The organism is Brevundimonas sp. (genome assembly GCF_051860745.1).
Lineage (GTDB): Bacteria > Pseudomonadota > Alphaproteobacteria > Caulobacterales > Caulobacteraceae > Brevundimonas.
Genome location: NZ_JBHYDN010000004.1, coordinates 1 through 22,129, shown reverse-complemented (window position 1 = coordinate 22,129; position 22,129 = coordinate 1). Strand labels below are relative to the sequence as shown.

The 22,129-nt window shown below is 67.8% G+C and carries 24 protein-coding genes and 2 riboswitches; of the genes, 12 read left to right on the top strand and 12 right to left on the bottom strand.

Annotated features, from left to right (window positions below; genetic code table 11):
* The first annotated feature begins 1,018 nt into the window (after positions 1-1,018).
* The 5 genes from ACTIEW_RS06080 to ACTIEW_RS06060 all read left to right on the top strand — a co-directional run bounded on the left by ACTIEW_RS06080 (position 1,019) and on the right by ACTIEW_RS06060 (position 3,687).
* Complete coding sequence (locus ACTIEW_RS06080) at positions 1,019-1,381, top strand: AtpZ/AtpI family protein (protein WP_292062580.1); 363 nt, start codon at positions 1,019-1,021, stop codon at positions 1,379-1,381.
* A 7-nt stretch (positions 1,382-1,388) separates the two neighbouring features.
* On the top strand, positions 1,389-2,180 hold the full coding sequence (locus ACTIEW_RS06075) for a F0F1 ATP synthase subunit A (RefSeq protein ID WP_439477017.1): 792 nt from the start codon (positions 1,389-1,391) through the stop codon (positions 2,178-2,180).
* 45 nt (positions 2,181-2,225) lie between these two features.
* The gene (locus tag ACTIEW_RS06070) at positions 2,226-2,492 is read left to right on the top strand and encodes a F0F1 ATP synthase subunit C (protein WP_298098723.1); all 267 of its coding nucleotides are present in this window, start codon (positions 2,226-2,228) and stop codon (positions 2,490-2,492) included.
* 95 nt (positions 2,493-2,587) lie between these two features.
* Positions 2,588-3,175 (top strand): F0F1 ATP synthase subunit B family protein, encoded by a 588-nt coding sequence (locus ACTIEW_RS06065; protein ID WP_439477016.1) that lies wholly within the window; start codon positions 2,588-2,590, stop codon positions 3,173-3,175.
* The gene (locus ACTIEW_RS06060) at positions 3,175-3,687 is read left to right on the top strand and encodes a F0F1 ATP synthase subunit B (RefSeq protein WP_439477015.1); all 513 of its coding nucleotides are present in this window, start codon (positions 3,175-3,177) and stop codon (positions 3,685-3,687) included. The genes ACTIEW_RS06065 and ACTIEW_RS06060 overlap by 1 nt, the downstream gene beginning before the upstream one ends.
* A 63-nt stretch (positions 3,688-3,750) precedes the next feature.
* Here ACTIEW_RS06060 and ACTIEW_RS06055 read toward each other — a convergent pair whose 3' ends face one another.
* The 8 genes from ACTIEW_RS06055 to ACTIEW_RS06020 all read right to left on the bottom strand — a co-directional run bounded on the left by ACTIEW_RS06055 (position 3,751) and on the right by ACTIEW_RS06020 (position 12,629).
* Positions 3,751-4,245 (bottom strand): DUF6789 family protein, encoded by a 495-nt coding sequence (locus ACTIEW_RS06055; RefSeq protein WP_439477014.1) that lies wholly within the window; start codon positions 4,243-4,245, stop codon positions 3,751-3,753.
* 104 nt (positions 4,246-4,349) lie between these two features.
* On the bottom strand, positions 4,350-5,921 hold the full coding sequence (gene gcvPB / locus ACTIEW_RS06050) for an aminomethyl-transferring glycine dehydrogenase subunit GcvPB (RefSeq protein ID WP_439477013.1): 1,572 nt from the start codon (positions 5,919-5,921) through the stop codon (positions 4,350-4,352).
* 12 nt (positions 5,922-5,933) lie between these two features.
* Positions 5,934-7,277 carry an aminomethyl-transferring glycine dehydrogenase subunit GcvPA gene (gene gcvPA / locus ACTIEW_RS06045; RefSeq protein ID WP_439477012.1) on the bottom strand — a complete coding sequence of 448 codons (1,344 nt, stop codon included), beginning with the start codon at positions 7,275-7,277 and terminating at the stop codon, positions 5,934-5,936.
* Between the two features lie 27 nt (positions 7,278-7,304).
* Positions 7,305-7,667: a glycine cleavage system protein GcvH gene (gene gcvH, locus ACTIEW_RS06040; protein ID WP_439477011.1), complete on the bottom strand. Its 363-nt coding sequence runs from the start codon at positions 7,665-7,667 to the stop codon at positions 7,305-7,307.
* A gap of 11 nt (positions 7,668-7,678) precedes the next feature.
* On the bottom strand, positions 7,679-8,794 hold the full coding sequence (gene gcvT / locus ACTIEW_RS06035; RefSeq protein WP_439477010.1) for a glycine cleavage system aminomethyltransferase GcvT: 1,116 nt from the start codon (positions 8,792-8,794) through the stop codon (positions 7,679-7,681).
* Between the two features lie 56 nt (positions 8,795-8,850).
* Positions 8,851-8,950: riboswitch (glycine riboswitch) on the bottom strand.
* Between the two features lie 4 nt (positions 8,951-8,954).
* Positions 8,955-9,052: riboswitch (glycine riboswitch) on the bottom strand.
* Positions 9,053-9,081: 29 nt separating this feature from the next.
* Positions 9,082-10,095 carry an adenosine deaminase gene (locus ACTIEW_RS06030; RefSeq protein WP_439477009.1) on the bottom strand — a complete coding sequence of 338 codons (1,014 nt, stop codon included), beginning with the start codon at positions 10,093-10,095 and terminating at the stop codon, positions 9,082-9,084.
* Positions 10,096-10,127: 32 nt separating this feature from the next.
* Positions 10,128-11,930 carry an arginine--tRNA ligase gene (gene argS / locus ACTIEW_RS06025; RefSeq protein ID WP_439477008.1) on the bottom strand — a complete coding sequence of 601 codons (1,803 nt, stop codon included), beginning with the start codon at positions 11,928-11,930 and terminating at the stop codon, positions 10,128-10,130.
* Positions 11,931-12,629: a Tat pathway signal sequence domain protein gene (locus tag ACTIEW_RS06020; RefSeq protein WP_439477007.1), complete on the bottom strand. Its 699-nt coding sequence runs from the start codon at positions 12,627-12,629 to the stop codon at positions 11,931-11,933.
* A gap of 149 nt (positions 12,630-12,778) precedes the next feature.
* On the opposite strand from ACTIEW_RS06020, the gene ispH reads away from it, so the two are divergent.
* From ispH to ACTIEW_RS05995, 5 genes are all read left to right on the top strand, one after another.
* Positions 12,779-13,750: a 4-hydroxy-3-methylbut-2-enyl diphosphate reductase gene (gene ispH / locus ACTIEW_RS06015; RefSeq protein WP_439477006.1), complete on the top strand. Its 972-nt coding sequence runs from the start codon at positions 12,779-12,781 to the stop codon at positions 13,748-13,750.
* A gap of 71 nt (positions 13,751-13,821) precedes the next feature.
* The gene (locus tag ACTIEW_RS06010; RefSeq protein WP_439477005.1) at positions 13,822-14,742 is read left to right on the top strand and encodes a DUF4232 domain-containing protein; all 921 of its coding nucleotides are present in this window, start codon (positions 13,822-13,824) and stop codon (positions 14,740-14,742) included.
* 46 nt (positions 14,743-14,788) lie between these two features.
* Complete coding sequence (locus ACTIEW_RS06005) at positions 14,789-15,979, top strand: glycine C-acetyltransferase (RefSeq protein WP_439477004.1); 1,191 nt, start codon at positions 14,789-14,791, stop codon at positions 15,977-15,979.
* The gene (gene tdh / locus ACTIEW_RS06000) at positions 15,979-17,031 is read left to right on the top strand and encodes an L-threonine 3-dehydrogenase (protein WP_439477003.1); all 1,053 of its coding nucleotides are present in this window, start codon (positions 15,979-15,981) and stop codon (positions 17,029-17,031) included. Before ACTIEW_RS06005 ends, tdh begins: the two co-directional genes overlap by 1 nt.
* 13 nt (positions 17,032-17,044) lie before the next feature.
* Entirely contained in the window at positions 17,045-17,497 is a 453-nt protein-coding gene (locus ACTIEW_RS05995) for an opioid growth factor receptor-related protein (RefSeq protein ID WP_439477002.1), read from the top strand.
* Positions 17,498-17,501: 4 nt separating this feature from the next.
* On the opposite strand, the gene ACTIEW_RS05990 is transcribed toward ACTIEW_RS05995, so the two are convergent.
* Positions 17,502-17,888, bottom strand: coding sequence for a hypothetical protein (locus ACTIEW_RS05990; protein ID WP_439477001.1), 387 nt, complete (start codon positions 17,886-17,888; stop codon positions 17,502-17,504).
* Between the two features lie 110 nt (positions 17,889-17,998).
* Positions 17,999-19,018: a DNA topoisomerase IB gene (locus tag ACTIEW_RS05985; protein WP_439477000.1), complete on the bottom strand. Its 1,020-nt coding sequence runs from the start codon at positions 19,016-19,018 to the stop codon at positions 17,999-18,001.
* Positions 19,019-19,142: 124 nt separating this feature from the next.
* On the opposite strand from ACTIEW_RS05985, the gene rlmJ reads away from it, so the two are divergent.
* On the top strand, positions 19,143-19,964 hold the full coding sequence (rlmJ, locus tag ACTIEW_RS05980; RefSeq protein ID WP_439476999.1) for a 23S rRNA (adenine(2030)-N(6))-methyltransferase RlmJ: 822 nt from the start codon (positions 19,143-19,145) through the stop codon (positions 19,962-19,964).
* Positions 19,965-19,968: 4 nt separating this feature from the next.
* On the opposite strand, the gene ACTIEW_RS05975 is transcribed toward rlmJ, so the two are convergent.
* Entirely contained in the window at positions 19,969-20,277 is a 309-nt protein-coding gene (locus tag ACTIEW_RS05975) for an antibiotic biosynthesis monooxygenase family protein (protein ID WP_439476998.1), read from the bottom strand.
* A 73-nt stretch (positions 20,278-20,350) separates the two neighbouring features.
* On the opposite strand from ACTIEW_RS05975, the gene ACTIEW_RS05970 reads away from it, so the two are divergent.
* A complete protein-coding gene (locus tag ACTIEW_RS05970) occupies positions 20,351-21,067 on the top strand; it encodes a glutamine amidotransferase-related protein (protein WP_439476997.1) in 717 nt (238 codons plus the stop codon).
* On the opposite strand, the gene hemF is transcribed toward ACTIEW_RS05970, so the two are convergent.
* The gene (gene hemF, locus ACTIEW_RS05965) at positions 21,033-21,887 is read right to left on the bottom strand and encodes an oxygen-dependent coproporphyrinogen oxidase (RefSeq protein ID WP_439477283.1); all 855 of its coding nucleotides are present in this window, start codon (positions 21,885-21,887) and stop codon (positions 21,033-21,035) included. The two genes, ACTIEW_RS05970 and hemF, sit on opposite strands and share 35 nt — an antisense overlap.
* Positions 21,888-22,129 lie beyond the last annotated feature (242 nt).

The window sequence follows — 22,129 nt, the reverse complement described above, 5'->3', positions numbered from 1 at the left end:
CGGCGGCGTAGCCGTCGTTCTTGCGCGAAAGGGTGAGGGTCTACTGTCCCGGCGCGGCTTCGCCGCTCCACCAGCCGACCCTCATCCGGCGCTGCGCGCCACCTTCTCCCATCGGGAGAAGGAATTCCGACGGCTGACCATTTCCCGATTGCCAGCACATCCTGCGCCGCCAACCCACTGATTCTCTGACGTTTCCAGAAAATACAGCGTCCCCAGCCCGCCATAGCTGGCCCCGCCGGCATACTCCCACCGTCCCGTCGCAGGGAGGCTCGCTCGGCCGGCGATCCGAAGCGGCGGCGGGAGCGGATGGAGCGGGATCTCGCTGCGCAAGCGGGGAGGCCGGACCGGAGTGGGGACCTCCTAAGGGTCGCCCGCCCGGGGTGGAGGGCCGGGGGGGATACCCAGGCCGTTCCAGGACTGCCTCGTCGGGCAGCCTGCCCGCCGGAGGCGCTGCGGTAAGGCCCCAACACGGCCACCAGACGCAAGCTTCCGGATAACCGTCCGCGCGGAGCGTCTGTCTTTCGCCGAAACGGTATTCAACTCTCTTCTCCGGGCGAAGGCCCGGGCGTTCCGCCATGCCTCCCATCACCGCCCTGGAAACAGCGCGGCGAAGACGCCTGTTCCCAACCCTCGAATCCATCGGGAGACCGCATGCCCAGAGCCCGCCCGCCCCGTCCCGACCCCGGTCCGGAGATGTCACCTCGCGAACGCGCCTGCATCATCGATGAGCTGGACAGACGGATTCGCGTCCTGCGCCGGGTCTTCATCAAGAAGAAGTGGCAGGCCCGGCAACACGAGCGCGCCCACGGCCGACCCTCGATCGGCCTGCCCCTGATCTGGACGAACGAACATAACGTCACACCCCGGTACGGACGCAACAATCCTTTGAGATATCAAAAGACTAATGAGTCGAGCGACCGCCTTGACCAAACCGGGTCGCGCCTATAGGTTCCGCGCCGAATTCAGACCCTCCTCGACGCCCGTCTTTCGACGTCAGCGGAGAGGCGCTGAGGCCCCTATGTCCCTGCCACCGGAATCGCGCGAAGAGGCGATCGCTCGTCTCAACGAAAGCGCATCCGATCTGGAGGCGCGCACCGCCCGCCAGATCTCTCACGAGGCGGCCGGTCAGGCGGCGGCGGGACAGGCCTGGAAGATACTCGCTGATCTGTTCGGCGGCGTCTTCGTCGGTCTGGCGATCGGCTTCGGGATCGACCGGTTCGCCGGCACGACGCCCTGGGGAATTATCGGCGGCGTCCTTCTGGGCTTCGCCGTTTCGGTGTGGATGGCGTGGCGCACGGCGCAACGTCTGATGGCCGAGGCGAAACAGCATGGGGAGCCTCAGTCGGTTCCCTTCGACGACGACGAAGACCAGGGAGTCTGATCGCCCGATGGCCGATCCGCTACACCAGTTCCAGGTTACCCCCCTGCCGGGTCTCGACTTCGGCGAAGTGTCTCTGCCCGTCGTCGGTACGGTGCATCTGGCCTTCACCAATTCGCATCTGGCGATGACCATCGCCTTCCTCGTGGTCGTCGGCTTCTTCCAGCTGGTCACCTCGGGCGCCAAGGTCGTTCCGGGACGCGGTCAGGCCGTAGGCGAAACCCTGTTCGGCATGATCGACGGCATTGCTGAATCGATCATCGGCCACGACGGCAAGAAATATTTCCCGTTCGTCTTCACCGTCTTCACCTTCATCCTGGCGATGAACCTGCTGGGCCTGTTCCTCAGCTTCACGGCCACCTCGCAGCTGGCCGTCACCGCCACCTTCGGCGTCATCACCTTCCTGCTGGTCGTCATCATCGGCATCAGGAAGAACGGCCTGAAATTCCTCGCCCTGTTCTGGCCCACCGGCGCGCCACTGGTCATGCGCCCGATCGTCGGCCTGATCGAGTTCTTCTCCTTCCTGCTGCGCCCGCTGACCCTCACCCTCCGTCTGTTCGGCAACATGATGGGCGGCCACGTGGCCCTGAAGGTCTTTGCCGGCTTCGTCGTCTCGCTGGGCGCCATGGCCGCCGCGGGCGGCTGGGGCTACCTCGGCCTGCCGGGCGCCGCCCTCTCGCTCAGCCTGGTCACCGCCCTGACCGCGCTGGAATTCCTCGTCGCCTTCCTTCAGGCCTTCGTCTTCGCCGTCCTGACCTGCGTCTATCTGAATGACGTGGTCAATCTGGGCGACCATCACTAACCCACCCGTTTTTCCAACCAACCAACTCTCACAGGACTGAACACCATGGTTGATCCGCAAATCGCCGCCGCCAACGCCGCCGCCATCGTCTCGGCCGGCAACGCCATCGGCGCCGGCCTGGCCATGACCGGCATGATCGGCGCCGGCATCGGCGTGGGCAACATCTTCGGCAACTTCCTGGCGGGCGCCCTGCGCAACCCGTCGGCCGCCGGCTCGCAAATCGGCAACCTGTTCGTCGGCGCGGCCCTGGCCGAAGCCCTGGGCATCCTGTCGTTCGTCATCGGCATCCTGCTCTGGACGTCGGCGAGCTGATTTCGTCCTTCTGATCGATGGGGCGGCCCGGTTCCGGCCGGGTCGCCCCCTCGTTCGCTGACTGACGTATCGACCGCTCAAGCATCAGGCGACAGATGACCGTATCCGCTCACCCCCCAGTGACTCACGACGCGCCCCCTTCGGTCGCCGTCGCGGACACGCACGCCTCGACCGAAGCCGCGCACGGCGAAGGCGGAGGCGGCCTGCCGCAGTTCGAGTTCCAGCACTGGTTCGGTCAGATCGTCTATCTGATCATCCTGTTCGCCCTGCTCTACTGGCTGATGGCCAAGGTCTTCGTGCCCCGCCTGCGCGGTGTCATTGACCAGCGCGCCGCCACCATCGCCGACGCCGTCCAGACCGCCCGTCAGGTCCAGGCCGAGGCCGCCGGCCAGGCCGAAGCCGCCAAGGCCGAGGTCGAGGCCGCCCGCGCCTCGTCGCGTTCAATGGCCGCCGCCGCCAAGGCGCGCGTCACTGAACAGGCCAACGCCCGCGCCGCCGAGGAAGAGGCCGTCGTCAACGCCCGCATCGCCGAGGCCGAGACCGCCATCGGCAAGACCCGCGACGCCGCCATGACCAATGTCGGTTCGATCGCCTCGGACACGGCCGCGGCCATCGTCGAACGCCTGACCGGCAAGGCTCCGACCGCCGCTGAAGCCTCCGCCGCTGTGAAGGGCGCCGCCTGATGGAATTCTTCAACCCGCATCTATACGACCTCGCCAACCCGGAACTCTGGGTCGCCGCCGGCCTGTTCCTGTTCCTCGCCATTTGCGTTTTCGTCGGCGTGCCCAAATTGGTCGCCGGCCAGCTCGACGCCAAGGCCGCCAGGATCCAGTCCGAACTCGACGAGGCCGCCCGCCTGCGCGCGGAGGCCGAGGCCCTGCTGACCCAGATCCGCACCGAAAAGGCCGAGGCCGAGGCCCAAGCCGCCGAGATGCTCGCCGCCGCCGAGGCTGACGCCCGCCTGATGGAAGTCGAGGCCAAGGCCAAGCTGGAAGAGACCCTGGCCCGCCGTCAGGCCCTCGCCGAGCGGCGCATCGCCCAGGCCGAGGTTCAGGCTGTCGCCGAGGTCAAGATGGCCGCCGCCGACCTCGCCGCCCGCGCCGCCGAACAGATCCTCGCCGCCCGTCTGGCCGGCCAGAAAGCCGACCCCCTGCTCGACGCCGCCATCGCCCAGATCGGCACGCGGCTGAACTGAGCGGACGCAGTGGCCCGCCATCCGGGGCGCGACCGCGCCCGGGATGACGGTCTCTGATCGGCGTCAGTGCGCCAGGTGGATGTGGTCCCGCACGGGATGTTCGGGCCGCCATTCACGGCCTACCAGGTGGCCATGGACATTGCCCAGCACGACCCCGAAGACCGCGTGGGTCGCGATCATCCAGGCCAAGGTCCCGAAACCGGCTCGCATGAAGAACAGACCCACCGGCCGCTCGCCGACCATACCGGCCAACGGCGCCACGGTCAGACCAATGACGATGAAGGCGCCGACGGCGAACAGAATGCCCTTTGACTCCGGCGTATCCGTCGGCAACCGCGGACAGATGATTCCGAACAGCGGTCCCAGCACGAAGGTCCCGACCAGTATGTAGGCGGCCCAGCCGACGGCAATCTGGTCGGGCGTCTGCAACATGACCGAAATCAATCGCGGGAAACTGGCCGCCCAGGGACCGAAATACAGATTGGCGGCTTCGAGCGCCGATACCGCGAGTGTCGCGGCCAGACCGGCGATCATCCCCTTTTGTACGCGTGACATCATGACCGCAGCGCCTCCCAACGCTTGTTGTGGCTCAGACTACGCAGGGAGAAGCATACGCCTGCTGGGGCAGGCGGCGTTCACTTTGCCGTGTTACCGGACTGTAACTATTCAGCGGCGATGTTCGAGCCTTCGGGAGCCGTCCAGCGCAGCACGGGCGATCGGGCCGCGCGGGTCTCGTCCAGACGCCTCATCGGCGCATGGAAGGGCGCGCCCTTGAACCGGTCGACGTCGCCGGCTTTCGCCGCCTCGGCCAGCGCCCGCATGGCGTGGATGAAGCGGTCCAGCTCCTGCTTGGACTCCGTCTCGGTCGGCTCGATCAGCATGGCCCCATGGACGACCAGCGGGAAATACATGGTCATCGGATGGAAGCCCTCGTCGATCATCGCCTTGGCGAAGTCGAGCGTGGTGACGTCCGTGCCCTTCAGCCATTCGTCGTCGAACAGGGCCTCGTGCATGCACGGCCCCTCCGGGAAGGCCGGGCTCATCAGGTCCGACAGCCGGGCCTTGATATAATTCGCGTTCAGCACTGCGTCCTCGGCGACCTGACGCAGGCCGTCCGAGCCGTGGCTCATCATGTAACTGAGGGCCCGGGTGTACATGCCCATCTGGCCCTGGAAGGCGCACAGCCGGCCGAAGGCCTGTTCGGCCTCGTCTTCCTCGCGTTCGATCAGGCGGTAACCGTCGGCGTCATGCACCACCCATGGGGCCGGAGCGAAGGGGGCGAGGGCTTCTGACAGCACCACGGGACCCGCGCCCGGCCCGCCGCCGCCGTGGGGCGTCGAGAAGGTCTTGTGCAGATTGATGTGCATGGCGTCGACGCCCAGATCGCCCGGCCGCACCCGGCCGACGATGGCGTTGAAGTTCGCGCCGTCGCAGTAGAAATAGGCGCCGGCCTCGTGGGTCAGGCGGCTGATCTCGAGGATGTCGCGCTCGAACAGGCCGCAGGTGTTCGGATTGGTCACCATGATGGCGGCCACGTCGTCACCCAGCTTGGCGGCGAGGTCAGCCACATCGACGCGGCCGTCCTCGGTCTGGGCCACTTCCACGACGGTGTAGCCGACGAAGGCGGCGGTGGCCGGGTTGGTCCCGTGGGCCGACGTCGGCACCAGCACCTTACGGCGCTTCTCATGCTCGCCCGAGGCCTCGTGGGCGGCGCGGATGGCCATCAGGCCGCACAGCTCGCCATGGGCGCCGGCCTTGGGCGACAGAGCCACGGCGGGCATGCCGGTCAGGGTCTTGAGCCAATGCGCCAGCGTATCCATCAGCTCCAGCGCGCCCTGCACGGTGGACGTCGGCTGCAGCGGGTGGATATCCGAGAAGCCCGGCAGACGGGCGATCTTTTCGTTGAGACGCGGGTTGTGCTTCATCGTGCACGACCCCAGCGGATAGATGGCCAGGTCGATGGCGTGGTTTTTCTGCGACAGCCGCACATAGTGGCGCATCGCCTCGGGTTCGGAGAGGCCCGGCAGGCCGATCGGATCCTTGCGAACCAGGTCGCCGAGGTCGGACCCGTTCGTCTTCGGCTCCGGCAGGTCGACCCCGGTCTTGCCCCAGCCGTCGCTCTCGAAGATCAGGTGCTCGTCCTGGAGCAGGCCCCGGCCGCCGGTCAGGGTGGCGGGCTTGCTCTCGATGCGGTTCGGCGTGGTCGGGCGGCCGACGGTGTTCATGGTGCTCATGATCCGGGCTCCTTACGCGCAGACCTTGGCGAGCGCGCTCGCCAGGATTTTGATATCGGCGTCCATGGTCATCTCGGTCGCCGCGACCAGCAGGACGTCGTCCATGCCGGCTCCAGGGGCGAGGCGGCTGTAGGGCACACCAGCGAGGATGCGGTGCTGGGCCAGCTGTTCGACCACTTCGGCCGCGGGCTTCGGCAGGCGAACCGCGAACTCGTTGAAGAAGCGCGGGGTCAGCACCTCGACGCCCGGAATGGCCCCCAAGGCATCGCGCGTCGCCAGCGCCTTCTCGTGGTTCAGCAGGGCCATCTTGCGCAGCCCCGTCTCGCCCAGCAGGCTCATGTGGATGGTGAAGGCGAGGGTGCAGAGGCCCGAGTTGGTGCAGATGTTCGACGTCGCCTTGTCGCGGCGGATGTGCTGTTCGCGCGTCGACAGGGTCAGGACGAAGCCGCGCTTTCCCTCGGCGTCGATGGTCTCGCCGGTCAGGCGGCCCGGCATCTGACGCACCAGCTTTTCGCGGCAGGCGAACAGACCGACGTAGGGGCCGCCGTAGTTCAGGGCGTTGCCGATCGACTGGCCTTCGGCGGCGACGATATCGGCGCCCATCTCGCCGGGCGACTTGAGCAGCCCCATCGACACGGCCTCGGTGACGACGACGATCAGCAGGGCGCCGGCGGCGTGGGCCGCTTCGGCGATCTTCGTCACGTCGGTGGCGGTTCCGAACACGTTCGGGGTCTGGACCACGACGCAGGCGGTGTCCGGCCCGATCTGGGCGATGACATCGGCTTCCGCGTCCACGGCTGCCGGCAAGGCGTGGGTCTCGACGCCGACGGCGTGGACCACGGTCTCGGTGGCCTGGACATAGTGCGGATGCACCCCGCCCGAGATCACCGCCTTGTTGCGGCGGGTCACGCGGGTCGCCATCAGCACGCCCTCGGCCATGGCGGTCGAGCCGTCATAGAGGCTGGCGTTGGCCACCGGCATGCCGGTCAGGTTCGCGACCTGAGTTTGGAACTCGTACAGATACTGCAGCGTGCCCTGTGCGATTTCCGGCTGGTAGGGCGTGTAGCTGGTCAGGAACTCCGACCGCTGGATCACATGGTCCACCGTCGCCGGCACGTGGTGCTTGTAAGCACCGGCCCCGCAGAAGAAGGGGACCGTCCCCGCCGAGGCGTTCTTCGCCGCCATGGCTCCAAGAGCCCGCTCGACCTCCAGCTCACCCGCCACGCGAGGCAGGTCGACAAAGCCGTCGCGCCGCGCAGCATCAGGCACGTCCACGAACAGGTCGTCGATGGATTTGGCCCCGATGGCCGTCAGCATGGCGGAGCGGTCGTCGGGCGTCAGCGGGAGGTAGCGCATGGCGGGGAGGTCCGTGCGTGAAAGGGCTTAGAGGGTGGCCAGAAAGGCGTCGTAGGCGGCGCGGTCCATCAGGCCGTCGGTCGAGGCGTCCGACACCTTGATCTTCGCGAACCAGCCTTCGCCTTCGGGATCGGCGTTGACGGTTTCCGGGGCGGAGGCGAGGGCGGCGTTGCCTTCGATCACCTCGCCCGAGACGGGGGCGTAGACGTCCGAAGCCGCCTTGACGCTCTCGACGACGGCGAAGCTGTCGCCCTTGGAAACCGACTTGCCGGCGTCCGGCGTCTCGACGAACACCACGTCGCCGAGTGCATCAGCGGCATGTTTGGAAATTCCGACGGTGGCGACGTCGCCATCGAAGCGAACCCACTCGTGATCCTTGGAGAAATGCATCGGTCCGATCCTCAGGCTTTCGGTTTGCGATAATAGCGTTGGGCGACGAAGGGGGTGGCGACGACCTCGGCGGCGGCGGGCTTGCCGCGCACGATGACCTTCAGCTCCGTTCCCAGTTCGGCGAATTTCGGCGGGACATAGCCCATGGCGATGTTGCGGCCCAGCGTCGGCGACGGGCCGCCCGAGGTGACCGTGCCGATCACGTTTCCGTCCATGTCGGCGATCTCGGCGCCTTCGCGGGCCGGGGCGCCTTCCTTGACGCTCAGGCCGACGCGGACCCGCGGCGGGCCCTCGGCCAGCTCCTTCAGGATGCGGTCAGCGCCGTTGAAGTCGGCGCGCTCCTTGCGCGACTTCGACAGGGCGAAGGTGAGCGCGCCCTCGACCGGGCTGGTCGTGGCATCAATGTCGTGGCCGTGCAGCGGCAGGCCCGCTTCGAGACGCAGGCTGTCGCGGGCGCCCAGGCCGATCGGCTTGACGCGGGCGTCCTTGAGAATGGTGTTCCAGATGCGTTCGGCGTCTGCGTTCGGCACGGAAATTTCGTAGCCGTCCTCGCCGGTGTAGCCCGAGCGGGAGACGAAGCAGTCGACCCCGAACAGCACAAGCCGGGCGCAGTCCATGAAGCCGAACTCGGCCAGCACAGGTTCGTGGGCGAACATGACCTCGGCGGCCTCGGGCCCCTGGATGGCGATCAGGGCGCGGCCGGACAGGATGGTCAGTTCCGCATCGCCGGCCAGGTTGGCCTGCAGGAAGGCGAAGTCGGCGTCCTTGTTGCCGGCGTTGACCACGACATAGAGGCCGTCGTGGTCGGGACGGCCGGCCATCAAGTCGTCCAGGATGCCGCCTTCGGCGTTCAGCAGCAGGCTGTATTTCTGCCGGCCGGCCTTCAGGATCGCATAGTCGCCGGGGACGAACCGCTCGAACTGGGCAGTGGCGTCCTCGCCGGTGATCCTGCACTGGCCCATGTGCGAGACGTCGAACAGGCCGGCGTGTTCGCGGGTCCAGCGGTGCTCGGCCAGCACGCCGTCGTACTGCACCGGCATGTCATAGCCGCCGAAGCCCACCATGCGGGCGCCGAGGGCGCGGTGCGCGGCGTTGAGCGGCGTGGTCTTGAGGATTTCGTCGGTCATGCCCAGTCTTTCACGGTCGCGTCTTGGGGCGGAAAGCTCCGCCGTCCTCGCGCCCCCGCTGTCCTGAAGCCTGAGAGATTCCGGCGTCCGCCAGGGACCGTAGCCCTTCGCGGCGTCTTGCTCCGTCGGCGCGCTCCAGAGAGCGACTTTCCAGCGTCCGTATGTCCTCGCGGTCCGTTTGCCTGAGCGTTTCCGGGGCGGTTGCGCCTTCGGCTCCGGACCCCCCGAAAGGGCTCCGATCTCTCCCGCGAGAGCGTCGCGACCTAGGCCCCGACTCCGGGGCGAAGTCAAGCAGGACGGGCGGCCCAGGCCTCGACTTCCGCGATCCGTGCCGCCTTGTCGGCGTCGCCCAGGAACGAGCCCTCGAAACTGTTGCGCGCCAGCAGGGTGAGCTGGTCCCGCGTAAGCCCGACGGCCCGGGCCAGCTGGCGGTAGTTCTCGTTCACATAGCCGCCGAAATAGGCAGGATCGTCCGAGTTCAGGGTGACATGCAGGCCGCGCCGCAGCATCTCGGGCACGGGATGATCCTTGAGGTCCTTGACCACGCAGAGCTTCAGGTTCGACAGCGGGCAAACGGTCAGCGTCATCTGCGACGCTGCGAGCCGCTGTATCAGCGCCTCGTCCTCCATAGACCGATTGCCATGGTCCATCCGGTCGATGTGCAGCAGGTCCAGCGCCTCGCGCACATAGGCCGGAGGACCTTCCTCGCCGGCGTGAGCGCAGAGCTTCAGGCCCAGTTCGCCGGCGGCGGCGAAGACCCTTTCAAACTTGGACGGCGGGTGACCGACCTCCGACGAATCCAGTCCGACGCCGAGGAAATGGCGCAGCCAGGGCGTGGCGGCCTCGAGGGTGGTGAACGCCTCCTCTTCGCTCAGGTGGCGCAGGAAGCTGAGGATCAGGCCGGAGGTGACGCCGAGTTCGGTCTTCGCCCGGTTCATGCCGGCGATCAGTCCCTCGACCACCACGCCGAACGGCACCCCCCGATCCGTATGGGTCTGCGGGTCGAAGAAGATCTCGGCGTGACGCACATTGTCAGCCGCCGCGCGCTGGAAATAGGCAAAGGCCAGATCCTCGAAGTCGCGGCGCGTCAGCAGCACATTCGCTCCCGCGTAATAGATGTCGAGGAAGTCCTGCAGGTTGGAAAAATCGTAAGCCGCCCTGACGGCCTCGACGCTGTCGAAGGGAATGGCCACGCCGTTGCGCCGGGCCAGTTCGAACATCAGTTCGGGCTCGAGGCTGCCCTCGATATGCAGGTGCAACTCCGCCTTGGGCAGGCCGGCGATATAGGCGTCGAGTGACATGGGCGGATCCGGAAACGAGCCTTCAGTCTAGCCTACATCCGCTCCGGCGTGTCGATTCCCAGCAGGGTCAGGGCGGTTTCCAGCTGATCCAGCGCCGCCTTCGACAGGGTCAGGCGGGAGCCCCGGGTCGCGGCGTCCGGGGCGATCAGCACCGGGCAGGCGGCGTAGAATTTTGAGAAGCTCTGCGCCAGCCGGTAGGCGTGCTCCGCGATGACGTGCGGCATCCGCTTGTCATAGGCCTCGGCGACGGCCTGCGAGAAGGCGTCCAGCGTCAGGGCCAGATCGCGCTCGGCGGCCTCGGCCACGACGATCGGACCGGGCGATGCGCCCTGATCAGCGCCCTTGCGCAGCAAGGATTTGATCCGCACGGCCTGGTACAGCAGATACGGCCCGGTCTTGCCCTCGAAGCTTATGAAGCGGTCGAGGTCGAAGACGTAGCTGGTCGTCCGGCTGTTGGACAGGTCGGCGAATTTCAAGGCGGCGACGGCCACCTTGTGGGCGATGGCCTCGAACTCGGCCTCGGTCAGGTCTTCGCCCAGATGCGCCTCGTGCAACCGGTCGCGCGCCTTCTCCACCGCCATGGTGATCAGGTCGTGCAGCTTCAGGACGCCGCCCGCGCGGGTCTTGAAGGGCTTGCCATCCGGGCCGTTCATGGTGCCGAATCCGAGGTGGTCCAGCGACCCCTCGGCGGCGTAACCGGCCAGATAGGCCGCACGGAACACCTGCTCGAAATGCTCGGCCTGCCGCTCGTCGACGACGTAAAGGATCAGGTCCGGGTCGATGGCCTTGCGGCGGTCCAGGATCGTGGCGAGGTCGGTCGTGCCGTACATGGCCGAGCCTTCGGACGAGATGACCAACAATGGCGGCGGGCTGGGCGTCTCGATGACAGAGCCGTCAGCCAGCTTGCGCTTGCGCGTCTCGCCGGGTCTGGCGACGTGCACCACCCGGGCGCCGTCGTCCTCGACCAGCAGGCCGGTCGCCTCGAGATGGGCGATCATCTCGGCCATGACCGGATCGGCGTCGCTCTCGCCGTTCCACAGGTCGAAAGTCACACCCAGGGCGCCGAACTCGCGCTCCAGCGCCGTGCGGCTGACGGCGACGAAATGTGCCCAGAGCGCGCGGTAGCCCGGACGTCCGCCCTGCAGCTCCGCCGTCGCCTTGCGGGCGCGATCGCGGAAGCCGGCGTCTTCCTTGGCCATGGCGGCGGCGGCAGGATAGAGGCGCTCGAGATCCTCAAGCGAAACCGGGCTCTCGGCCGGGAAGGGGCCGTCGCCTTCCACGAGGAAGCCATCGGCCTTGCCCTCGTCGCCGACGGCGACGATCAGCAGGCCCATCTGGAAGCCCCAGTCGCCGAAATGGGCGTCGCCCCAGACCGCATCGCCGCGGAAGCGGAAGATGCGCTTCAGGCTTTCGCCGATGATCGAGCTGCGCAGATGGCCGACATGCATCGGCTTGGCCACGTTCGGGCCGGCGAAGTCGATGACGACCTTCCGAGGCGATTCGACCAGCGAAGCGCCGGCGTGCCAGGTGTCGATGGCGACCTCTGCGGCGCGGGCCGACAGGGCGCCGTCGGCCAGCTTCAGATTGATGAACCCAGGTCCGGCCACCTCGACCGAGGACAGGCGAGGGTCATCCTTCAGGCGTTCGGCGACGCGGTTCGCGAGTTCGCGTGGATTGGCTTTCAGCGCCTTGGCGGCGGCCAGCGCCCCGTTGGACTGGAAATCGGCAAGATCTGGACGGTCCGACGTGGTGACCCGGGCAAGCGCGGGGTCCACGCCTTCGGCGGCGAAGGCGGCTCCGACCGCTTCGCCCAGAACAGTCCTGAGATCGGTCATTTACTGCGCCGGCGGCTGGGCGGCGCCGGTCCCGGCGTTGGCGCGGAAGCGGTTGCCGTTGCGGTTGAACTCGGCCATCGCAGGCGTGACGTCGAAACCGACCAGCACTTCAAAATGGTCGCCGCTGGTGGTCGCCTCGGCGCGCGGGATGACGATGATCTGGTCCTGGGTGACGGTCGCGGTGGTCGCCCCGTCGAAATTCACCGGCAGGTCGAAATATTCCTTGGCCAGAACCGCGCGGTTCCGCTCGGTCACGGCAATCCAGTAGCGGTAGGTGCGGCCATCGCCCTGCGCCTGCGGGCCGCGGCCGAGGTTGAACTGGACGCGCGTATGAACCGTGATCGGCTGGTCCGACTGGTACGCGCAATCGGAGACCAGACCCTCGATCTCGCCGGTGAAGCCGACGTTGGCCATGGTCACCCGGTCTCCGGTCAGTTCGACATAGCGGGCGGCGTCGTACAGCACCTTCACATAGGGGCAGGGGCCGGCGGCGGCGCTGCGGCGCAGGGGCGCGATCCGGGGCGGGCGCGGACGGTCCTCCGTCGAGCCGTCTTCCTGTTCCCGCTGCCCGGGGCTCTGGCCGGGTCGGCCCTGCTGGCCTTGCGGATACTGGGCGCTGGCGGCGGTGGGCAGGACCATGACCGAAACGGCTGCGGCGGCGAGGGCCGAGGCCAGGGAAACCTTGAGGACGCGACGCATCGAATATTCTTCCGGAAACGAGGAGGTGCGGCGACAGCCCGACGCGGGGCGCACGCTGGTTGCTGATAGCGGCTAAACCGAGGCGCGGCAAACCCGCGCGAGCCTAAAGCGTGGTGGCGAGGATGGCCTAGAACGACTAGGTTCCGCCCATGACCGTCCACGCGCCTGTCCGGCCGCCCGAGAAGCCCCCCCTGACCGTCCGTCTGGCCACCCCGCGGGGGTTCTGCGCCGGAGTCGATCGGGCCATCCAGATCGTCGAACGGGCGATCGAGAAATATGGCGCCCCCGTCTATGTGCGACACGAGATCGTGCACAATCGGCATGTGGTCGAGCGCCTGAAGGCCATGGGCGCCGTTTTCGTCAAGGAGCTGGACGACTGCCCCGACGACCGGCCGGTGGTCTTTTCGGCCCATGGGGTGCCCAAGTCGGTGCCGGCGACGGCGCGGGCGCGCGAGATGCTGTATCTCGACGCCACCTGCCCGCTGGTTTCCAAGGTCCATGTCGAGGCCGAACGGCACCACGCCGCCGGCCGCCACATCATTCTGATCGGCCACGCCGGCCACCCCGAGGTCGTCGGCACGATGGGCCAGCTTCCGGCGGGCGCCATCAGCCTGATCGAGACGGTCGCTGACGCCGAGGCCTTCCAGCGTCCCGGCGAGGCGCCCTTGGCCTACGCCACCCAGACCACGCTGTCGGTCGATGACACCGCGGAAATCCTTGCCACGCTGAAGCGCCGCTTCCCCGAGCTGCCCGACCCCCACAAGGAAGACATCTGCTACGCCACCACCAACCGCCAGGAGGCGGTCAAGCGGCTGGGTCAGGGCTGCGATCTGGTGCTGGTGGTCGGATCGAAGAATTCGTCGAACTCCGTGAGGCTGGTCGAGGTGGCGATGCGCGCCGGGGCTCGCGACGCCCGGCTGGTGGATGACGCCGACCAGGTCGACTGGTCGTGGATGGAGGACGTCTCGACACTCGGGATCACCGCCGGCGCCTCCGCTCCGGAACGGCTGATCGAGGAGCTGGTCGAGGCGGTGCGGGTCCGCTTCGACGCCGAGGTGATCGAGGACGCGGGCGAGCGCGAAACCGTGACCTTCAAACTGCCCCGGGTCCTCACGGCCTGAACCGCAGGGCTTGCACAAGCGGAGCCTTTGCCGTTCGCTGGCGTTGAAGCTGCTCACCACGGGACTTCTCCATGCGCCGCACTCGCACAGCCTCTGCCGCCGTTTCGGCCCTCGCCCTGTTCGCGGCGGCGGCCTGCTCCCCTGAGGCGGAGACATCGCCGGCGCCCGTCACGCCGTCGCCAGCGAGCGGAACGCAAGCGCCGCCGGTCAGCTATGCCTGCGAAAGCGGTCAGTCGGTCACCGTCGCCTACCCGGATACGGCGACCGCACTGCTGACCTACAAGGGCCAGAGCTACACACTGCGCACGGTCCAGTCGGCGTCCGGCGCCCGTTATGCCGGATCGGGTCTGGAGTGGTGGAGCGCCACCCGGGACGGTTCGGAGAGCGCCACACTCAGCCGGCTCGGCCCCAATGAGGATGTCGGCGTGGCGGTGCTGGAACGCTGCAGCCGTCCGTCCTCGGGACCAGTCGCGCCCAGCCCGGTTCCCGGACCCCAGCCCGCGCCGGGCGGGGTGCTGCCAGCCTCCGCCCCCTGCCGGGGACCGCAGTTGAAACTGTCCGCGGACGGCGGCGACGCCGGAGCCGGCAATCGGGTCTCGATCCTCGGCGTGCAGAACGTCGGCGCCCAGGCCTGCAGTCTGACCGGCTATCCGACCGTGGTGCTTCAGGACCGGCAGGGCCGCAACCTGACGGCTATTCGCGCCGACCGGACGCTGGGCAGCTATTTCCGTCAGGGGCAGGCCCCGACGCCGGTAGAACTGGCGCCGCAGGGCAAGGCCTTCTTCGACATCGCCTGGAATGTCGTGCCGAATGAAGGAAACGGCGAGACGACCTGCCCGTCCGCCACGCGGGTGCGCATGACGGCGCCCGGCGACACCTCGCCCGTTTCCTTCAATCAGACCCTTACCGCCTGCGGCGGACGCATCCGTGTCAGCCCGTTCCGCCCGGTGGCGGAGCCGGTTCCGGAGCCGGCTCCCGCGGCCACGACTTAGCTCCGGGGGGTTCAAACCCGGGCGGAAACGGCGTAGCGGAGCGCGCATGACAGCCAGTTTTCATGACCGCGTCCGCGCGGAACTCGCCGATATCGACGCACAGGGCCTGACCAAGCCGGAGCGGATCATCGCTTCCCGGCAGGGGCCGGTGATCAAGGTCGGCGGGCGCGACGTGCTGAATTTCTGCGCCAACAACTATCTCGGCCTCGCCGGCGACGAACGGGTGACCCAGGCCGGGATCGCCGCGCAGCAGCGATGGGGCGCAGGCACGGCTTCGGTCCGCTTCATCTGCGGCACGCTGGAGATCCACAAGGAGCTGGAGCGTGCCGTCGCCGACTATCTCGGCTTCGAGGACACAATCTTGTTCGCCGCCGCCTTCGACGCCAACGGCGGCATATTCGAGCCCCTGTTCGGGGCCGAGGACGCCATCGTCTCCGACAGCCTGAACCACGCCTCGATCATCGACGGTGTGCGGCTGTGCAAGGCCAAACGCTACCGCTTCGCCAACTCCGACATGGACGACCTCGAGACCCAGCTGAAACAGGCCCGGGCTGACGGCGCGCGGGGGATCGTCATCGCCACCGACGGCGCCTTCTCGATGGACGGCTATATCGCCCGGCTGAAGGACATCCGGGCGCTGGCCGACAAATACGACGCCCTGATCATGGTCGACGACTGTCACGCCACCGGCTTCCTCGGGCCGCAGGGGCGAGGCTCCTACGCCCACCACGGGGTCGAGATCGACTTCCTGACCGGCACCTTCGGCAAGGCGTTGGGCGGGGCCATGGGCGGCTTCATCTGCGCGACGTCCGAAGTGGTGGCCCTGCTGAAGCAGCGGGCCCGACCCTATCTGTTCTCCAACGCCTTGGCCCCCGCCGTCTGTGGGTCCAGCATGGAAGCCATCCGCATCGCCGGCGGCGAGGAGGGCGATGCCCTGCGCACCCGGCTCTTCGCCAACGCCGTCCGCTATCGCACCGCCATGACCGAGGCCGGCTTCACCCTGCTGCCGGGCGAGCACCCGATCATCCCGGTCATGCTGGGTGACGCGAAACTGGCCCAGGACTTCGCCGCCCGCGCGTTGGAGCTCGGGGTCTATGTGATCGGCTTTTCGTTCCCCGTGGTGCCGCGCGGTCAGGCCCGCATCCGCACCCAGATGTCGGCGGCGCACACCTTCGAACAGATTGATCAAACGGTCGCGGCGTTCACGACGGCCGGCAAGGAATTGGGAGTTATCTGATGGCTGACACCATGAAGGCCCTCGCCAAGACGAAGCCGGGCATCGGCCTCGAACTGATCGACGCGCCGATCCCCGTCGCGGGCGACGAGGATGTGCTGATCAAGGTGCACCGCACCGCCGTCTGCGGCACCGACATCCATATCTGGAACTGGGATGAGTGGAGCCAGAAGAACGTTCCCGTGCCGATGATCACCGGCCATGAGTTCTCGGGCGAGATCGTGGCCATCGGCAAGGATGTCGACCGTCGCCTCAGGATCGGCCAGCGGGTCTCGGCCGAGGGCCATGTCATCAACCTGAACTCGGAAGCGGCCCGCGCCGGCCATTTCCACCTCGACCCCGACACCCGCGGCATCGGTGTGAACCGCCAGGGAGCCTTCGCCGAATTCGTCGTTGCCCCCGCCTTCAACGTCATCGAGCTGCCCGACGACGTGCCTTATGAGATCGGCTCGATCCTCGATCCGTTTGGCAACGCCGTGCACACGGCGCAGCAGTTCGACCTGCTGGGCGAGGACGTGCTGGTCACCGGGGCCGGTCCCATCGGCATGATGGCCGCCGCCGTCGCCCGCCACGCCGGCGCCCGCACCGTCGTCCTGACCGACATCAACGACTTCCGCCTCGAGCTGGCGCAGAAGGTCGCGCCCGGCGTGCGGACCGTGAACACGACCCGCGAGGATCTGAAGGACGTCATGCACGAGCTCGGCCTGAAGGTCGGCTTCGACGTGGCGCTGGAGATGTCGGGTTCGCCGATCGCCTTCAAACAATGCGTCGACACCCTGATCATGGGCGGCGGCATGGCCATGCTGGGCATTCCGTCGAAGCCGATGGAGACCGACTGGGGCGCGATCATCCTCAAGGCACTGACCATCAAGGGCGTCTATGGGCGCGAGATGTTCACCACCTGGCGCAAGATGCTGGGGCTGCTCAAGGCCGGGCTCGACCTGACCCCGTTGATCACCCACCAGATGGGCTATGAGCGCTTCGAGGAGGGCTTCGAGGCGATGCGCTCCGGCCAGTCGGGCAAGGTCGTGCTCAACTGGGACAAGGCGGCCTGAGGGGACGACCGCAATGGTCGCCCGTCCCATCGTGATGTTTCTGGAAGGCGAGGGGACGGACGCTCGCGGCCGCACCGTGTTCGAGATCCTCGCGATGAACGATGTAGCCCTGGAGCAGACGCACGACTTCATCCAGTGGCTGTTCCCTTTGCCGGAGCCGTCGGCCGCCGTGCCCGGCTCGCCGGTGCTGGCGCCGGGCGATATTCAGGCCATCCGCGTATCCGAACTGGCGCCGATCGCCCTCGCCGGCGCGACCGACCGCATGATCGCCTTCTACCAGACGACTCACGACTGGCTGATGCCCAACGACCACAATCACCGCCGCATCACCCGGATCATCCGCTCGCTGCGCCTGCTGCAGGGCGACGAAGCGGCCGACGCTTTCCGGGACGCGATTCTGGAGCGGATCGAGGCGACGCGAGCGCCGGTCAGCGCCCGCAGCCGTGGCTACTGGGCGACTGCTTGACCCATCAGGCGCTTTCGTCCTTCGCCATGGTCGCCTTGAATATGATGACGACGAACAGCGCCATCGACGCCACCAGCATGATCTCCGACGCGATCATCCCGGGCATGAACAGGGGTTTGCCCAGCAGCATGAGGGTCAGCGACGGCATCAGGATCAGGAACCCGATGACCGAAAGGAAGAAATGCGCCATCGGCAGCCAGCCCCGCCCGGCGGCCGGGAAGGCGCGATAGAACAGGCCGAACAGCATCATCGATGCGAAGCCCAGCAGATTGACGTGGGCGTGCACCGGCCTCAGCACGAAGTCCTGATTGGCCGCCATCCAGACGCCCAGCGACATCCCGACCAGGGCCGACAGCCCGCCCAGGCGCAGGAAATTATTCGATACGAACATTCTGGATCCCTCCGATGAAGGGCGGTCGTAAACCGCCGTTCTCCCCAAGGATCAAGTTACATCCGATTCAGTTTGGGCGCGCAATCCGGGCGCGCGCCGGGTCGGCGCCCTCAGCCCGCGAGGGCCTTGATCAGGGCGCGCTCGAAGCCGTTGGCTTCCGGGCCGGGCAGGACTTCGACCAGTCGGCCGCTTTCGTAGAGGTCGAACACTTTTGGATGAATGTAGGACGACCGGCAAACGGTCGGGGTATTGCCCAGCAGGCCCGCGACCGCCTTGACGGAAACGGTGATCCTGCGTTTCGCGTCGGTGGGCGACGTCGGCGGCTCCGTCTCCCGCAGGGCTCGCGCCGCAGACACCGTTCCGGCCCAGGTGCGAAAATCCTTGGCCGAAAAACCGTCGCCCATGGCCTCGCGGATATAGGCGTTCACGTCGTCGGAGGTCACCGCGCACAGCGCACCGGCAGCGTCGCGGTATTTGAACAGCTGCTGACCCGGTAGCTCCCGCAGCGACCGGACCACGGTCGCCAGCCGGCGGTCCCGCACGCGGACCTCGTGCTCGACCCCGCTCTTGCCCTTGAAGGCGAAGGTCAGGGCGGTCCCGGTCAGATCGAGATGGCGCTTGTTGAGCGTGGTCAGGCCGTAGGACCGGTTCTGCTTCGCATACTCGGCGTTGCCGACGCGGATCAGGGTCAGCTCCAGCAACCGCACCGCCGTGGCGAGAACCTTGTCGCGCGATACGCCCCGCCGGTTGAGATCGGCCTCAACCCGTTTGCGCAGCCTCGGCAGGGCGCGGGCGAAGACCGGCATGCGTTCGAATTTGCTCTCCGAGGCGTGGCGGCTCCAGCCGTCGTGATAGCGGTACTGTTTGCGGCCCTTCACATCCCGGCCCGTGGCCTGGATGTGGCCTGTGGCGCGCGGGCAGATCCAGACCCCGGTCCAGGCCGGGGGGATGGCGAGGGCGCTGATGCGGTGCAGAACCTTGACGTCGCGGATCAGACCGCCGCCGGCGTCGTGATAGGCGAAGCCCCGGCCCGAAGGCGTCCGTCGGAGCCCCGGGTGTTCATCGCTGCCGTATGTCAGGCCATCGGGCACTTCGGCCCGCACAGCCACCTCGAGGGAGCCGTGGGCCATCAGCGACGCCCGTCCGGTGATGTCGTCGCCATCTCAACCTCCTGCGGATTTGCGCAGCGCCAACGTGGTTCGAGGGGCGCCGGTTCCCCTTGACCCGGGGGCCGGGCCGCGAGAGGGCAGGGCGATGAACTATCGCCACAGCTTCCACGCCGGAAATTTCGCCGACATCGTCAAACACGCCCTGCTGCTCTGGCTGCTGGAGCGGCGGCAGGCGCAGGGGGCGGTCAGCGTGATCGACACCCACGCCGGGGCCGGCCTGTACGACCTGACCGGAGACGCCGCGCGCTCGAAGGAGGCCGAGGCCGGAATCGCCCGACTGATGGCCGCCGCCGACCGGCCGCCGCTGATCGAGGCCCTGGCGGCCGAGGTGGCGCGGCTCAATCCCGATGGCGGCGCGCGCCTCTATCCGGGGTCGCCCCTGTTGATAGCCGGACGGCTGGGAGAGGATGACCGCTATGTCGGGTTCGAGCTGCATGGGCCGGTGCTGGACCTGCTGACCGAGGCGCTGGAGGCGTTTCCGCAGGCCATGGCGCAGGGCGGCGACGGCTATGACCAGGCGCGGACCTGGGCGGCGGAGGCGACGGGGGCCTTCGTGCTGATCGATCCGCCGTTCGAACAGGCGGACGACTATCATCGCGCCGCCGACACGGCCGCCGCCATCGCCCGGGCCGATCCGCGGGCGACGGTGGCGATCTGGACGCCGCTGAAGGACATGGAGACGTTCGACGGCTTCCTGCGCCGGCTGGATCAGGCCGGGATCAAGCGGGCGCTGGTGGCCGAAGCGCGGCTGCGGCCGTTGACCGATCCGATGCGGATGAACGGCTGCGCGGTGGTGGTGCTGAACCCGCCGCCGGGGGCCGAGGCGGCCGCGAACGAGGTCTGCGGCTGGGTCGCCTCGGCTCTGGGGGGCGACGGGGCCCGGTCCGAGGTGTGGATGACGGGCTGACCCGCTATTCGATGACCTCACCCGCCTCATAGAGGTGCGGCTCGAAGGTGGCGATGGCCATGATCGGCTCCATCGCCGCATTGACGGCGGGACTGCGCGCCATGGCCTTCCAGTCCTCGCGCGAGCGCCAGACGGCGTGGACGGCCGCCACCTTGCCGTTCAGGCCGCGATGCAGGGTGGCGGAGATGAAACCCTCGGCCCCGCGCTGGGCCCGGACCATCACCCCGAGCCGTTCCATCAGCGTGTCCAACCGCTCGGGCTGGCAGCGGTAGACGTTGATCAGGACGACGGGATCGGAAGCGGCTTGGGTCATGACGCACCCCATAGCGAATCACCCTTCCGCCGTCTCGCGCGATCCCCCATATCGGTCGGGCGAGGAGCCCTGAATGACCCGAATTGCGATCCTGGAGACCGGCGCGCCGCCGCCGACGCTGGTCGCTCGCCATGGCGATTATCCGGCGATGTTTCGCGACCTGTTGGGCGGCGAGGGGTTCGAGTTGGAGACGTTTGACGTTCAGGCCGGACAATGGCCGGACGCGGCGGCCTTCGACGCGGCGATCGTCACCGGATCGGCGGCGGGGGTCTATGAGACGGATGCGTGGATCGCCGGGCTGCTGGACTGGATCCGGGCGGCGAAGGGCCGGACGCGACTGGTCGGCGTCTGTTTCGGCCATCAGGCCATGGCGCAGGCGCTGGGTGGACGGGTCGAAAAGTCGGACCGCGGCTGGGGCGTCGGTCTGCACCGCTATCAGGTGGTCTCGCCCGAGCCGTGGATGACCCCGGCCGCGGCCACCGTCGCCATTCCCGCCTCGCATCAGGATCAGGTGGTCGACAAGCCGGCGGAGGCCCGCGTCATCCTGCGCAGCGACTTCACCCCGTTCGCGGGGCTGGCCTGGGATGAGGACGCGATCAGTTTCCAGGCCCATCCGGAATTCACCCCTGCCTTCGCGACCGACCTGACTGCCGGACGGCATGACCGGATCGATCCGGCGTTGGTCGAGCGCGCAGTGGACAGTCTGAAGGCGCCGGACGATCGGCCGATGGTCGGCCGATGGATCAGCGACTTCGTTACGGCCACTTCACCACGGGCGGCATCGAGCTGAGGATCGAGTCGACATTGCCGCCGGTCCTGAGGCCGAACATCGTGCCGCGGTCGTAAAGCAGGTTGAACTCGACATAGCGGCCGCGGCGGATCAGCTGTTCCTCTCGTTCCTCCGCCGTCCATGCCTCGCCCATGCGGCCGCGCACGATCCGCGAATAGACGTCGAGGAACTGCGTTCCGACGTCGCGGGTGAAGGCGAAGTCGCGGGCCCGGTCGCCGCTGTCGTGGTGGTCGTAGAAGATGCCGCCCGTGCCGCGCGGCTCATTGCGGTGGGGCAGCCAGAAATACTCGTCGCACCATTGTTTGAAGCGCGCGTGCCACGCCGGGTCTTGGGCGTCGCAGGCGGACTTCATCGCTGCGTGAAAGGCGACGGTGTCGGGCGCGTCCGGGCGGCGGTCGACGTCCAGCGCCGGCGTCAGGTCGGCCCCGCCGCCGAACCAGCTTTTCGTCGTGGCGATGAAGCGGGTGTTCATATGCACGGCCGGCACGCGCGGGCTGACCGGATGGGCGATCAGGCTGACGCCCGTTGCGAAGAAGCGCGGGTCCTCGGCGGCGCCGGGCACGGTCTTGGCATAGTCGGCCGGGAAGGTCCCGTGCACGGTCGAGACATGGACCCCGACCTTTTCGAACAGCCGGCCGTGCAGCATCCCCATGACCCCGCCGCCGCCTTCGGGACGATCCCAGGGCGTGCGGACGAAGCGGCCGGGTTCCCCGGGGAACAGGTCGGCGGGGGCTTCGGCCTCCAGCGCCTCGAAACCGGCGTGGATGCGGTCGCGCAGGGTCTCGAACCAGGCGCGGGCTTCGGTCTTCTGTTCATCCATGGTGCGTTCTGCGGGGGTGGTCATGGGGCGTCCTGTACTGGGTCTGTCCCCGGGGGAGAAGACATGCGTCACCGCCTTCCCGACCCGTCCCCGGATCGGCCTCGCCCTGAAGGGCTCGTTGTCCAGGGATGACGAAGTCATACGGTCTCGCCCCGCCGCGCAGGCGCGGCAGGTCGAGTGGGGAGGTCGCGGAGCGCGGGCGGTCAGCCCGGAACCGTGATGTGGCCCCCTGCTTTCGCGTT

Excerpts from the sequence above, each read along its gene's own strand:
- ACTIEW_RS06080 (WP_292062580.1), top strand. The coding sequence starts at position 1,019 with ATGTCCCTGCCACCGGAATCGCGCGAAGAGGCGATCGCTCGTCTCAAC.
- ACTIEW_RS06075 (WP_439477017.1), top strand. The coding sequence starts at position 1,389 with ATGGCCGATCCGCTACACCAGTTCCAGGTTACCCCCCTGCCGGGTCTC.
- ACTIEW_RS06070 (WP_298098723.1), top strand. The coding sequence starts at position 2,226 with ATGGTTGATCCGCAAATCGCCGCCGCCAACGCCGCCGCCATCGTCTCG.
- ACTIEW_RS06065 (WP_439477016.1), top strand. The coding sequence starts at position 2,588 with ATGACCGTATCCGCTCACCCCCCAGTGACTCACGACGCGCCCCCTTCG.
- ACTIEW_RS06060 (WP_439477015.1), top strand. The coding sequence starts at position 3,175 with ATGGAATTCTTCAACCCGCATCTATACGACCTCGCCAACCCGGAACTC.
- ACTIEW_RS06055 (WP_439477014.1), bottom strand. The coding sequence starts at position 4,245 with ATGATGTCACGCGTACAAAAGGGGATGATCGCCGGTCTGGCCGCGACA.
- gcvPB (WP_439477013.1), bottom strand. The coding sequence starts at position 5,921 with ATGAGCACCATGAACACCGTCGGCCGCCCGACCACGCCGAACCGCATC.
- gcvPA (WP_439477012.1), bottom strand. The coding sequence starts at position 7,277 with ATGCGCTACCTCCCGCTGACGCCCGACGACCGCTCCGCCATGCTGACG.
- gcvH (WP_439477011.1), bottom strand. The coding sequence starts at position 7,667 with ATGCATTTCTCCAAGGATCACGAGTGGGTTCGCTTCGATGGCGACGTC.
- gcvT (WP_439477010.1), bottom strand. The coding sequence starts at position 8,794 with ATGACCGACGAAATCCTCAAGACCACGCCGCTCAACGCCGCGCACCGC.
- ACTIEW_RS06030 (WP_439477009.1), bottom strand. The coding sequence starts at position 10,095 with ATGTCACTCGACGCCTATATCGCCGGCCTGCCCAAGGCGGAGTTGCAC.
- argS (WP_439477008.1), bottom strand. The coding sequence starts at position 11,930 with ATGACCGATCTCAGGACTGTTCTGGGCGAAGCGGTCGGAGCCGCCTTC.
- ACTIEW_RS06020 (WP_439477007.1), bottom strand. The coding sequence starts at position 12,629 with ATGCGTCGCGTCCTCAAGGTTTCCCTGGCCTCGGCCCTCGCCGCCGCA.
- ispH (WP_439477006.1), top strand. The coding sequence starts at position 12,779 with ATGACCGTCCACGCGCCTGTCCGGCCGCCCGAGAAGCCCCCCCTGACC.
- ACTIEW_RS06010 (WP_439477005.1), top strand. The coding sequence starts at position 13,822 with ATGCGCCGCACTCGCACAGCCTCTGCCGCCGTTTCGGCCCTCGCCCTG.
- ACTIEW_RS06005 (WP_439477004.1), top strand. The coding sequence starts at position 14,789 with ATGACAGCCAGTTTTCATGACCGCGTCCGCGCGGAACTCGCCGATATC.
- tdh (WP_439477003.1), top strand. The coding sequence starts at position 15,979 with ATGGCTGACACCATGAAGGCCCTCGCCAAGACGAAGCCGGGCATCGGC.
- ACTIEW_RS05995 (WP_439477002.1), top strand. The coding sequence starts at position 17,045 with ATGGTCGCCCGTCCCATCGTGATGTTTCTGGAAGGCGAGGGGACGGAC.
- ACTIEW_RS05990 (WP_439477001.1), bottom strand. The coding sequence starts at position 17,888 with ATGTTCGTATCGAATAATTTCCTGCGCCTGGGCGGGCTGTCGGCCCTG.
- ACTIEW_RS05985 (WP_439477000.1), bottom strand. The coding sequence starts at position 19,018 with ATGGCCCACGGCTCCCTCGAGGTGGCTGTGCGGGCCGAAGTGCCCGAT.
- rlmJ (WP_439476999.1), top strand. The coding sequence starts at position 19,143 with ATGAACTATCGCCACAGCTTCCACGCCGGAAATTTCGCCGACATCGTC.
- ACTIEW_RS05975 (WP_439476998.1), bottom strand. The coding sequence starts at position 20,277 with ATGACCCAAGCCGCTTCCGATCCCGTCGTCCTGATCAACGTCTACCGC.
- ACTIEW_RS05970 (WP_439476997.1), top strand. The coding sequence starts at position 20,351 with ATGACCCGAATTGCGATCCTGGAGACCGGCGCGCCGCCGCCGACGCTG.
- hemF (WP_439477283.1), bottom strand. The coding sequence starts at position 21,887 with ATGGATGAACAGAAGACCGAAGCCCGCGCCTGGTTCGAGACCCTGCGC.